The sequence below is a fragment of the Sporolactobacillus inulinus genome (genome assembly GCF_006539285.1).
Lineage (GTDB): Bacteria > Bacillota > Bacilli > Bacillales > Sporolactobacillaceae > Sporolactobacillus > Sporolactobacillus inulinus.
Genome location: NZ_BJMS01000040.1, coordinates 14,561 through 27,033, shown reverse-complemented (window position 1 = coordinate 27,033; position 12,473 = coordinate 14,561). Strand labels below are relative to the sequence as shown.

The window sequence follows — 12,473 nt, the reverse complement described above, 5'->3', positions numbered from 1 at the left end:
TGGCGCCAGAGCATCTGCGCTTTGATTCTTGGCCAAAACACTGGTCTATTAGTTTGAAGACGGGGCAAATTCTATACTTGCTTTACCTGTAAAAAATGATACCCATCCCTCTCACTTCTTTTTCATTAAGCATTCTGGTCCTTAAGTAAAATAAGCGGAGATTTTTCGGTTATATGAAGAATGGAGCGCGTTTCAGGGGGAATAAGGGAAATCTTTCCGATTATGCAAAGCTAAATTCCCCATTTTCACGTTTTTCACGTTGATAAGCGGAATTTCTCCGTCTATTCACTTTCACAGGACGTGATGGCTTCTGTGACTTTGATTCAACAACTTGTGCATGAACGGCACTTCAAGCTGCTCGCATCAACAGGGCGCGACCGTGGGCGATCCGCGAGCCACCCAGACATACAGGGTTTTGCGGAGGCTCTCCCCAGGCATACTCTGCTAAGACAGTGTGTTATCGGTTGGACTATATGACAAAATTTATACTTTCACTTTCTTCCCTTACAAAAAAGATACCGCTTGTTTTGCGGTATCTCCTGATCGTATATGAACGTTATTTAATCAAATAAATGCAGCTTGCCGATCCGTTCAACCGCTTCGGTCAAGCGCTCCGGTTCGCTGAGCAGACCAATGCGGACGTAGTTTTCGCCGCCTTTTCCAAATCCTACTCCCGGTGCGAGCACGACATGCGCTTTGTCCAGAACATACTCAAAAAACGATTCGGAGGTGAAGCCTTTTGCAACAGGAAGCCAGCCGAAGAATGAGCCTTGGGACGGTACCGCATTCCAACCGATTTTCTTTGCCGCATCAAAAAAGGCGTTGCGGCGTGTTTCATAGCGTTGAACCAGTTCACGCACGCAGTCTTGAGGCCCAAGCAGCGCTTTGGCACTGGCTTCCTGAATCGCGCCGAACAGACTTACAAAATAATGGTCCTGAAAAAGTTCGATCGCTTCGATAATGCTCTTGTTTCCAAGCGCAAAACCGACACGCCAACCCGCCATGTTGTAGGTTTTCGACAACGTGTAGGTTTCGATGCCGACTTCTTTTGCTCCCGGTGTTTGCAGGAAGCTGCGCGGCTTTTTGCCGTCGAACCCGAGCGCGCCGTAAGCAAAGTCGTGCAGGACGCAGATGTTGTGCTTTTCGGCCACCTTGACCGTCTCTTCAAAAAAGTCGGCCGGTGCGGTCGCACTGGTTGGATTGTTCGGATAGTTCAAGAACATTAGCTTCGCCTTATCGAGAAGCGTATCGGGCATTGAGGCATAATCCGGTAGGAAGGCATTTTCTGCGCGTAGCGGCATCGTTTCCATATTAAGATTCGCCAGCGCAAAACCGGACAGATAATCTGGATAGCCCGGATCCGGCATCAGAACCGTGTCGCCGCTGTTCAGAATACATTCGCCGATTTCAACCAGCCCCGTTTTCGATCCGAACAAGATCGCGACCTCTGTCTTCGGGTCAATGGCAACATCATACTCGCGCTTGTAAAAAGCTGCAATCGCTTCTTTTAAAAAGTCGTAGCCGCGAAACGGGGAATATTTATGATAAAGCGGGTTGGCTGCCGCCTCCTGCAGCGACTTAACAATATGCGGCGGAGTCGGCTGATCCGGATTGCCCTGCCCTAAATTAATCACATCGTAGCCCTTGGCAATTGCCGCATTGGTTTTCACAACCAGATCAGCAAAAAACTGTTTCGGCAAACGTTTCAATGCATCGGATTTTTCAAAGTAAACCATCTATTGTCACTTCCAAATCTTAATAATAAATTTTTAGTATGTAGTGAAAAACCTGACTATTGCAGTATCTCTATTTTCATCGATATTGCTGCATTTGTAAAGGCTTCTCATTGCATCACCGCGTCGAAAAACGCATGCCGCAAACCGCAGCGCTTCTTAAATTGTGACAAAGTCGTGGCTGATTACGAGAAAACTGATCTTTTTCATGAACAAAACCGAACTGGAAACAGGTATACTAGTGTTTGCTGGATTCTTGCCGGCCACTTAAAAAAAGAAGGACATCAGAGAATGAACACAACAACCTATCAGCGATTTCAATTTTCTTTGCTCATTATTTCAGTTTTTATTACAGGAGCGGCCGAGGGTATGCTTCTCCCACTCGTATCATCGCTTTTAGAACGAAGCGGGGTCTCATCAATTTGGAACGGTTTGGGCTCAACATCGCTTTACATCGGTATGCTGATCGCCATTCCACTTATGGAAAAACCGATGCGCAAAGTCGGATACAAAATTTTTCTGATCGGCGGCCTTGTGCTGATCACCTTGCCGCTCTTCCTTTTTCCAATCTGGATGAATCTCTGGTTCTGGTTCATGCTTCGCCTCTGTGTCGGTTTGGGAGACAGTATGCTCCATTTTGCCGCGCAGACCTGGATTACAATTGACAGCCCACTCAACCACCGCGGCCGCAATATCTCTTTTTACGGACTTGCGTTTGGCGTCGGGGTTGCCGTCGGTCCGATGCTCGTCCGCCTCGCAGATTATGGGACAGCCGTGCCCTTTCTGACGGGCGGCATCTTCTGCACGCTGGTCCTCTTTCTGCTTGTTCTGCTGAAAAATGAGTACCCTGAATTCATTGAGGACAAGGCTACATCAACCAGCGCGCTGTTCTCGCGTTATAAAAATGTGCTTACCGCCGCCTGGTCCGGATTCATGGTCACCTTTGCATTCGGATTTTTGGAGACTTCTTTGAACAACAGTTTTCCAATCTTTGCGCTCCGGCACGGTTACGATTTACATGCATTGTCTGTGCTGCTCCCAGCATTCGTCATCGGCGGTTTGATGACGCAGCTTCCTCTCGGCATGCTCGGCGATCGGTTTGGGCGCAATCGCTTGTTGCCGATCATCACATGTGTTGGCGCGCTTGCCCTTTTTCTCACCGGCGTCCTCTGCGACTATTTTTACGGAATCTACTTCACCTTGCTAGCGGCAGGATTGATGGTCGGCTCGCTTTATTCGATGAGCATGGGCTTTGTCAGTGATCTGCTCGATAAAGCGCAAATTCCGCTCGGCAACATCATTATGACGATCTGTTACAGCATTGGGTCAATGATCGGACCGATCACGGGAAACCTGCTGATCAATCGCATGCCAAACGGCGGCCTCTTTTACGGTGTCTCGTTCCTCGTGTTCCTCGCTTCGATCAGTTGCACCGTGCAATCGATTCAACTTCATAGAAAGGGTTCAAGCTTCCAGAAAACAGCCGGAGTCTCAAACAAATGAGGCTCTTTTTTTTTATCGCTACGTGTTTGCACGAACCTCTCTTCTTGGTGCCGCATAACCTATCAGAGCAGCAAAACCATTGACGAAATGGTTCTTTTAGGGGGAATCGCTTGTGAAAAAGCGCTTTATTATGCCCGATCTCTCAGCGGCAACCCACTGGATAAATCAAAAAATAGGCCGCGAGCAGCTTCTCGGTGCTCCGGCACTCATCCATTTCTGGTCCATTCATTGTTCCAAATGTAAAAAGTCGTTCCCGGTTGTCGCATCCATTCGGGAAAAGTACAAAGGAAGGTTAAACGTTGTCGCGGTCCATATGCCGCTTTCGTCTGCCGATCTCGATGTCCGTGACGTGGCACAAACAGCGGCGCAGTACGCGCTGACCGAACCGATGCTCATCGACAATACCCATCAGATTGCCGATCAGTTCTCCAATCGTTTCGTACCTGCCTACTATTTATTCGCCCCTGATGGCCATCTGATTGAATACCACATGGGGGAACGCGGCGTCTACCGTATTGCCAAAACGATTGATGCCCTATTTCATCTGTGACCATTAACATACAAAACAACGCATTTGCGCTTGATAAACCGAAGCAACAAAAAGATCACAAAGCCAAGCACACTGCCGGCCGTATTCAGTAAAATATCATCGATGTCAAAAATGCGTGCCGCAAAAAAATACTGGCATGCCTCAATCAGCGTACTAATGCTGAAAGCAAACAATATCTGCCAGCCAAAGCGTCTTTTTGATGGAATAATCGTTGACATAAGAAAGCCAAGGGGAAGAAAAAGCAAGACATTGCCGAAGATATTTTTAACAATTAAAACGCTGCTTCCACTCCGCAGCATCAAACGAATACTGCTAAAAATCACGAAGTTACTCGAACGTCCGTATGTATAATAATTGTGCGTGAACAGCGTCACAAAAATTAGAAAGGCCAAATAAGCAATGAAAGGAATCCAAATCAACTTTTGTTTGTGTGTTTGCGCAGCTTGCATGGCTTTTCCTCCTCTACTCATCATTATGTCTATTAAAAATGATCTATGTCTAAATCGATCCATAAAAAACACTAGACAAAGAGGAGGATCATCGATACAATTTAATTAAGTTAAATTAAAATGATTATAAACATCCTAAACAATGCTGTCGCCTTAATTGGCGGAAGCATTGCGTGCTATTCGGGCAATTAACGATGATTCTTATTCTCATTTAGAAATTTAATAGCTGCTAATGGTCAACTGATTAATAATTAATCTTATTTTGTAATTATTTAAAATGAAACTATTTTAAGGGGCTGTTTTTTATGATGCAAAAAGCAAAACTCACACCTGCGCCAACTGGGCCTACTTCCTTTGAGCGTGTACAAAAAATTTGCAAAAAGCACGGAGAACTGATCGCAGCACTTGCCGGCGGCCTTCTGACACTGAGCGCTTATCTGCTTGGACTGATGCAGGTGCCGCTCGGCTGGCTGCTCTATCCAGCAGCTTATGTCATCGGCGGCTTTTATAAAGCAAAAGAAGGAATCGTCGCCACCGTTCGCACACGTCAATTAAATGTCGAGTTGTTGATGGTTACGGCTGCCATCGGTGCCGCTTGTATCAATCACTGGCTTGAGGGTGCGATCCTGATCTTCATCTTCGCATTGAGCGGCGCACTTGAAACCTATTCCACAGCCAAAAGTACGAACGCACTGGCTGCTCTGATGAAACTGCAGCCTGAAGTCGCCCGTCTCATTGCACATGGTCAAGAATCCATCTTGCCCGTGACGAAGATTTGTCCTGGAGATCAAATTCTGATTAAACCCGGGGAACGGATTCCATGCGACGCAGTGATCGTGACCGGGGAAACAACCGCTGATGAAGCAACCATGACCGGGGAATCCGTGCCGGTATATAAGAAGGTCGGTGCTGAACTCATGGCCGGAACAATGAATCTCGACGGCAGTGTGATTGCCCGCGTCACAAAACGGAGCGAGGACTCCTTGTTCAGCAAGATTCTCGAGCTTGTCCAATCGGCACAAACCACAAAAGCACCGACTCAGTTATTTATTGAACGGTTCGAACGCAGCTATGTCAAAGCTGTTTTGATTGCTGCTGCATTAATGCTTTTCGCGCCGCACTTCCTATTCGGATGGTCATGGGGCGAGACCGTCTACCGTGCCATGGTTCTGCTCGTCGTTGCCTCCCCGTGTGCACTCGTCGCCTCCACAACACCGGCAATTCTTTCCGCTGTTGCTTACGGCGCACGCCGCGGCATCTTGATCAAAGGCGGTGTTCATCTGGAGCAGCTGGCATCGGTTAAAGCGATCGCCTTTGATAAAACGGGAACGCTGACTAAGGGAAGGCCGGAGGTTGCACGCTTCATGAACACGAGTACGTTGGACGACGTCACGCTGATCAAACGGATTGCAGCGATCGAGAATCATTCCTCGCATCCGCTTGGTCAAGCGATCGTTTCTTATGCGGCAAGACTTTCGGATCAAGCCATTCTTCCTGAAGCAGAACGCGTCAAGGTGAAGCCTGGCTTCGGTGTTGTTGGCTGGGTTCACGGCACGGAATACATGATCGGAAAAAAAGAAATGATGGATACAGAGGCTCTAAACGCATTTCATCAACTCGAGCAGCCTGCCACGATGCCCGATGACGAAACCATCGTTTACAATTGCTTCTGAAGGAAAAGTGATCGGCCGGCTCTCCTTAGTCGATCAAATCCGTGATTCGGCAAAAGAAGCGATCCGCACACTGAAAAAATACGGCATCGAAACGGTCATGATCACCGGAGACAATGAAAAAACAGCTGCAGCCGTGCAGAAAGCATCCGGCGTCAGCCGTTATATTGCCAACTGTCTTCCTGAAAACAAAGCGATGGAAATTCAAAAGATGAATCAGGCTTACGGCCATGTCGCGATGTGCGGCGACGGCATTAACGATACCCCTGCTCTAGCTCAGGCATCGGTCGGCATCGCCATGGGCGCGGGAAATGATGCTGCACTAGAGACCGCCGATATTGTCTTGATGAAAAATGATTTAACCCGAATCGCAGATAGCGTTCGGCTGTCTCGGAAGATGAGCCGGATTGTCAAGATGAATATTGCTTTCGCCTTGACAATGATCGTTTTTCTCCTAGCAACCAATTTCCTTCAGTTCCTGACCATGCCGTTCGGTGTGGTCGGGCATGAAGGTAGCACAATTCTGGTCATCCTAAACGGTTTGCGTCTGCTGCGCGGATAACCGGAAGACAAACCTAACAAGCGGGTCCAACTGATCATCGGTTGGGTCCGTTTTTCGCTTGCTTTTTTAATTCATAAAGGATTGCGTTAATCTGTCCGCCAAGGATGATCGTAATCGCCGTCAGATAAAACCATAGCATTAAAATAATAATTCCACCCAGCGTCCCATAAGTTGACGAATAATTACCAAAAGAGCGGACATAAAACGAAAAAAAGTAGGAAACAACCTGCCAACTGCCGCCGGCAATCACAGCGCCAATCATCGCTTCCCGCATTTCCAGCTTCATATTCGGGCCAAGCCGGTAAAGAAAAGCAAAAATAACAATAATCACGCAAAAGGTGACCAGTGTGCTCAGCGTCGACCACATTTCCGCAAAGGTATGCGAGATCCCCAGGTACCTAAATAAACTGCGTGCCACTCCTGCAGAAACAACGTTAACCGCAAGGGTCATCGCAATGGCGAAAAGCATGGAGACTGTAAAAACCATGGCCAGCAAACGTGTCAGAAAGAAGGGCCGTGTCTCTTCAACCTGATAGGCACGATTCAAGATCCGCATCAACGCATTTACCGCACTGGATGCCGGCCAAAGCGTTGCAATCACGCCAATGGACAGCAGGCCGCCGCTCTTGGTAAAGACTGTACCTAGATTTTGATCGATCAGGCTGACGACTTCTTGTGGCAGATACATCCCCGCAAGCTCAATCAAGTGCTCCTGACTGACGCCTAGGTACGGAATCAAAGCGAAGAGAAAAATAAACAGCGGAAAAAGCGACAACAAAAAGTAGTACGCCAATGTTGCCGCTAAATCCACTGTATGGTCTTCAATAAACCGTCTGCCCAATAACCGTGCAAAAAGGAATAGATCTCTGAACTTTAGTTTCCCCACAGTTCTCCATCTCCGGTCTCGTTCCTCAAGGAATGGTGTTACGCGCGATGACCCGGCTTTTTACTCGTTCCGTTCGGCGCTGAGTGCTTGTGCTCCGAAGCGGAAACAGGCGACGTGTGCTTGGACACATGAGGCATCGTTCCCGGATTCGGTACGGAGGTCTCATTTTCCAGTCTCTGAATGGCCTCTGTTTCAGCATTGATCAATTCAGGCTCCTGGTAATTAACCATATTTCTCCCTGATTGTCTAATCTTGCCTGCCATTTCGGCCAGTTCGCTACCGACCTCCATCACATATTGATACGAATCGCCTGTACTCGTTCTCGCTTTTTCCACTTGATCGATCATATGTTGAAAATCATCAGAGACTTCCCGAACCATGCCCTTAAGCCGTGTGCCGGTTACTTGCATGTACTTGCCAACTTGATCGGGTTGCTGATACATCGCACGAATCAAATTTCCGCAGTTGCTTGCGCTTGTCGCTAGACGCTGGCCCCAAACCGATCGTGTCTCGCGGCTAATCAGCGACAAACCACAGCCAACCATACCACCAATCAGCATGAATTTGCCCATTTGGCTTTTGCCATAAACACTCATCAGATTCTGCCTCCTTGCAGTGCTGTAATCCTTATCGGGGATCACAACATTTAGTCTGCACACACCCGGGCATTAATATGAGGCAGTTTGGCAAATGCTAAATAGTGGTGAAGGAAGGCCGCTTATTTAATCAGCGTTTCAAGAATCCGATCTGTCCCTCGGTCAATCCGGTCAAAGACTTCGTCAAACCGACCGGTATAGTACGGATCAGGAACATCCGGCTCCGGCTGATCATTTAGATAGGTCATAAAGCGGCGAATGTTCGCTTTATTATTCATGTTAGCTGCCAAACGATGCAAATCCTGCTCATTTTGACGATCCATCGCAATGATCAAGTCAAAGGTTTGAAAATCATCGGTCGTGATCTGCCGCGCACGAATCTGATTGTAGGGGATTGACGCTTTTTTCAGCTCGCGCTGCGTCCCCTGATGCGGCGGCTCGCCGACATGCCAATTCCCGGTTCCCGCTGAATCCACCGTGATTTTTTGATCAAGACCTATTGCTGCAATCTTGGCTCGCATCACGGCCTCAGCCATTGGTGATCGGCAGATATTACCCAAACATACAAAAAGCAGACGCATTCGTTTTCGCTCCTTATCGTATCTCCTTATATCATATCAGGTGAACCGAGAAACGCCAAAGATTAGCCCACCATCACTTATGCTACAATGAGAAAGGATCCAGAAAGAGGGGTAAAAAGGATGAACACACTCAATCAACAATGGGAACTCGACTCAATTTTTGCAGGCGGGTCCGAATCAAATCGCTTTCACACATTTTTGAATGAACTGGACCAAGCGATCCAAGCCGCAAGGAAACAATTAGAAACGCAAAAAATACCGTTTACACATAATGATGTCCAACCCTTTACCGCACTGGTTGAACGCTATGAATCGTTATGCAAACAGTTTAACGAAGCGGCAGCGTTCATTGAATGCTTGACCGCGCAAAACATTAAAGACCAGGCGGCAGCACAAGCAAACAATCGCATGCACAGCCTTGGCGCAGAACTCGATGCAGTGAACAGCTTATTTGAAACAGTATTAAGGGAAATTGCCGATGCTGATTTTCAGACCCTTATAAACGCACCTCAGCTTCGTGCCATTTCCTTTTCACTGAACGAAAAGCGAACGTTATCCCGTAAGAAACTCGAAGCGAATCAAGAACAACTGATCAGCGCATTGGCTGTTGACGGCTACCACGCTTGGGAAGACTTGTACTACCAGTTAATCGGTAAAATGGAGATCACCATTGCCCATCATGGCAAAAAGGAAACAATGTCGGTCAGCCAAGCAAACAATCTGCTCGATGACGCCGATCGCAGCGTACGTCAAGCCGCCTTTCACGCGCTGGAGTCCGCATGGTCGGATCATGCCGACCTGTTCGCCGCCGCATTAAACCACATCGCCGGATTTCGAATCGCTGAATACCGGGCACGCGGCTGGGATGATATTCTTGATGAACCATTGGACTATAATCGCTTATCGAAGCAGACATTAAACACGATGTGGGAAACGGTTACATCCTATAAACCAAAGCTCACAGCATTTCTGAAACGGAAAGCCGAATTGCTGCATTTGAACACGCTTAGTTGGTACGACATCGACGCGCCGCTTCAAACAAGCAGCGAGAAAATCAGCTATGAAGAAGCAGCATCCTTTATCGTGAATCATTTTGCTTCATTTAATTCCAACATGGCGTCCTTTGCGAAAAAGGCTTTGGAAAACCGCTGGATTGAAGCGGAAAACCGGCCGAACAAACGTCCCGGCGGATTCTGCACCAGTTTTCCAATCTCCGGGCAGTCCCGTATTTTCATGACATTCAACGGCAGCACATCCAACCGCTCAACGCTTGCCCACGAGCTGGGCCATGCCTACCATCAATCGCTGATGAACGATCTGCCCTACCTGTCTCAAGACTACGCGATGAATGTTGCCGAGACGGCCTCAACATTTTCCGAGATGATTGTCAGCGACGCAGGTCAGGCCCAAGCCAAGACCAAGCAAGAACGGATCGCCTTTCTGTCCGATAAACTTGGACGCAGCGTCGCCTTGCTGATGAACATCCATGCACGCTTTTTGTTTGAAACACGTTTCTATGAAGCACGCAAAGCCGGTACCGTCAGCGTTGATCAATTGAATCAACTCATGACCGAAGCGCAGCGCGAAGCCTTTTGCAACCAGCTGGACACATACCACCCCACTTTTTGGGCATCTAAGCTGCACTTCTACATCACAAACTGGCCATTTTACAATTTTCCATATACGTTTGGCTATTTATTCAGCACAGGCATCTACGTCCAGGCACTTCAGGAAGGACCGGCATTTGCCAAAAAATACGATGCCCTGCTGCGCGATACCGGCCGGATGACGACCGAAACACTCGCCAAACACCATCTTGGGGCCGACCTGACGAAACCGGACTTCTGGTGCACTGCGCTCGACTACATCATACGTGATGTCGATGAATTCCTGGCGCTCACCTCCAGTAACAATTGAGGGTTTCGCTTTAACTTTTACGGGTTTCGCTTTAACTTCCGATCGATTCGCTTTAACTTCGCTTTCATGCTGTCACCCTCGTTGGCTGGCAGCATGTATCATTTTGCAGCTTATTCAGTGTTAGCCATGTCACAAAATGGATCATTGGATGGACCAATGCTCGGGTAGCCGTTTGCTGTTTCTTCGCCGGTAAAATTACATTAATCATGTCCATTTCCCCATCCCCTTTTGAATTCAGTTATAATGATCTATATATTTGGACGTAATGAGAGAGGAGCTGGAATCTTTGACAGTTAATAAAGAAAATCTCGTTCGGCGGATCAAGGTCGCGGCGCATAACGAACCGGCGGATCTCGTCATTAAAAATGGAAAAGTGATCGATGTGTTCAGTGGTCAACTGTTGGAGACAGACGTGGCGATTGCGGACGGGATGATCGTCGGACTCGGCGATTATGAGGCCGATGAAATTCTTGACGCGCAAGGCCGTTACATCTGCCCGGCATTGATTGACGCACATGTCCATATTGAGTCATCGCTGCTGACGCCGGGAGCTTTCTCCGATGTTCTGGCGGCACGCGGCGTGACGGCAGCAATTACCGATCCTCATGAAATCGCAAACGTTCTCGGCGCGGACGGGATTCGTTTTATGCTTGAACGTGCAAAAGAAAGCAGCATTGATCTTTATGTGATGCTGCCTTCATCCGTCCCGGCAACTTCATTTGAACATAACGGTGCGACGCTTGAAGCGAGTGATTTGGAGCCATTATTTAACCATGCACAGGTTCTTGTTCTTGCAGAAGTCATGGATTTTCCAGCTGTGTTAAATGCTGAACCGGAAATGGTGGATAAACTGACCATGACCTTGAAACACAGCTGGCGCATCGATGGTCACGCTGCCGGACTGGACGCACGTGGGGTGAATATATACAAAGCTGCCGGTATTCGTACTGATCACGAATGTGTCTCAATCGATGAAGCAAAAGATCGGCTGGCGCGCGGCATGTATGTGATGATCCGCCAAGGCACAGTCGCCAAAGATCTGCCGCAGCTCATTTCTCTAGTGAACGAAACCAACAGTCGCCGATTCCTGTTCTGTACCGATGACAAATACCCGGACGACCTCATCTCTGAAGGCAGTGTTGATCATAACGTACGCATGGCGATCAAAAGCGGCTTGGATCCGATTACCTGCATCAAGATGGCATCGCTCAATCCGGCGGAGTGCTACGGATTTAGGGAAAAAGGTGCGGTTGCCCCCGGTTATGAAGCCAATTTTCTGCTGCTCGACGACTTGGAACAATTTTCCATATCAAAGGTTTATGCACATGGCAAGCTAATTGCTGAAAACGGTCAATCGGTTCACCATCATACACATTCCGCAATTAAGCCGCAGGCTCATCCACTGAAATGGCCGGCACTTGCTGAAGATGCGCTCGCTGTTCCGCTTGGCCCGTCACATCAGGCACATGTGATCGGCATCATTCCCAACAGTCTCGTCACCCGTGATCTCGTTGAGCAAGTTCCGGAGCAGAAGGGTCATTTTGTTCACTCGCCGAGCAGAGATTATGTAAAAATGGCTGTCATCGAGCGCCATAAAGGACTGGGGACACTTGGAACGGGGATCGTCAAGGGCTTCGGCATGAAATCCGGTGCGATCGCAACAACCATTGCCCATGATTCACACAACCTCGTTGTTGCTGGTTGCAGTGATTCCGATATGATCGCTGCCGCCGAACATTTAAAAGTAATTGATGGGGGGATGGTTGTTGTCAAGGATGGCAAAGTGCTTGCTGAACTTGCGCTGCCGATTGCCGGATTAATGACCGATTCGCCGGCGTCGGAAGCGGCTTCTGCATTAAAAGAATTAAACGAAGCTGCGGTTTCGCTCGGCGTCTCAGATTCATTCAATCCCTTTTTGACACTCTCATTCTTAAGCCTGCCGGTCATTCCCGACCTGAAGCTGACCGATACCGGATTGTTTGATGTTCGTGCCTTTAAGCACATCTCTGTGTCCATTGATTGAGGA

General features: G+C 48.2%; 10 protein-coding genes and 1 pseudogene. 5 read left to right on the top strand and 6 right to left on the bottom strand.

Annotation, left to right across the window (positions count from 1 at the left end):
• Positions 1-560: 560 nt before the first annotated feature.
• A complete protein-coding gene (locus tag SIN01_RS07495) occupies positions 561-1,736 on the bottom strand; it encodes a pyridoxal phosphate-dependent aminotransferase (RefSeq protein ID WP_010023367.1) in 1,176 nt (391 codons plus the stop codon).
• Between the two features lie 174 nt (positions 1,737-1,910).
• Here SIN01_RS07495 and SIN01_RS07490 point away from each other — a divergent pair, with 174 nt between their 5' ends.
• Complete coding sequence (locus SIN01_RS07490) at positions 1,911-3,236, top strand: MFS transporter (RefSeq protein WP_337588994.1); 1,326 nt, start codon at positions 1,911-1,913, stop codon at positions 3,234-3,236.
• Positions 3,237-3,348: 112 nt separating this feature from the next.
• Positions 3,349-3,786: a TlpA family protein disulfide reductase gene (locus SIN01_RS07485; protein WP_010023371.1), complete on the top strand. Its 438-nt coding sequence runs from the start codon at positions 3,349-3,351 to the stop codon at positions 3,784-3,786.
• Here SIN01_RS07485 and SIN01_RS07480 read toward each other — a convergent pair.
• Positions 3,777-4,235 carry a VanZ family protein gene (locus tag SIN01_RS07480; RefSeq protein ID WP_010023372.1) on the bottom strand — a complete coding sequence of 153 codons (459 nt, stop codon included), beginning with the start codon at positions 4,233-4,235 and terminating at the stop codon, positions 3,777-3,779. The genes SIN01_RS07485 and SIN01_RS07480 overlap by 10 nt on opposite strands.
• A gap of 305 nt (positions 4,236-4,540) precedes the next feature.
• Here SIN01_RS07480 and SIN01_RS07475 point away from each other — a divergent pair.
• Positions 4,541-6,467, top strand: a pseudogene (locus SIN01_RS07475) (heavy metal translocating P-type ATPase).
• Positions 6,468-6,501: 34 nt separating this feature from the next.
• Here the strand turns inward: SIN01_RS07475 and SIN01_RS07470 are convergent.
• The 3 genes from SIN01_RS07470 to SIN01_RS07460 form a co-directional block, all read right to left on the bottom strand.
• Positions 6,502-7,353 (bottom strand): YihY/virulence factor BrkB family protein, encoded by an 852-nt coding sequence (locus tag SIN01_RS07470; RefSeq protein ID WP_010023374.1) that lies wholly within the window; start codon positions 7,351-7,353, stop codon positions 6,502-6,504.
• Positions 7,354-7,391: 38 nt separating this feature from the next.
• Positions 7,392-7,949 carry a hypothetical protein gene (locus tag SIN01_RS07465; protein WP_010023376.1) on the bottom strand — a complete coding sequence of 186 codons (558 nt, stop codon included), beginning with the start codon at positions 7,947-7,949 and terminating at the stop codon, positions 7,392-7,394.
• A gap of 122 nt (positions 7,950-8,071) precedes the next feature.
• Positions 8,072-8,530, bottom strand: coding sequence for a low molecular weight protein-tyrosine-phosphatase (locus tag SIN01_RS07460; protein WP_010023378.1), 459 nt, complete (start codon positions 8,528-8,530; stop codon positions 8,072-8,074).
• 120 nt (positions 8,531-8,650) lie between these two features.
• Here SIN01_RS07460 and SIN01_RS07455 point away from each other — a divergent pair, with 120 nt between their 5' ends.
• The gene (locus tag SIN01_RS07455) at positions 8,651-10,447 is read left to right on the top strand and encodes a M3 family oligoendopeptidase (RefSeq protein ID WP_010023379.1); all 1,797 of its coding nucleotides are present in this window, start codon (positions 8,651-8,653) and stop codon (positions 10,445-10,447) included.
• A gap of 64 nt (positions 10,448-10,511) precedes the next feature.
• Here the strand turns inward: SIN01_RS07455 and SIN01_RS15025 are convergent, their stop codons facing one another.
• The gene (locus tag SIN01_RS15025) at positions 10,512-10,655 is read right to left on the bottom strand and encodes a hypothetical protein (protein WP_156994744.1); all 144 of its coding nucleotides are present in this window, start codon (positions 10,653-10,655) and stop codon (positions 10,512-10,514) included.
• Between the two features lie 57 nt (positions 10,656-10,712).
• On the opposite strand from SIN01_RS15025, the gene ade reads away from it, so the two are divergent.
• Positions 10,713-12,470 carry an adenine deaminase gene (gene ade, locus SIN01_RS07450; protein WP_047034951.1) on the top strand — a complete coding sequence of 586 codons (1,758 nt, stop codon included), beginning with the start codon at positions 10,713-10,715 and terminating at the stop codon, positions 12,468-12,470.
• Positions 12,471-12,473: the final 3 nt, after the last annotated feature.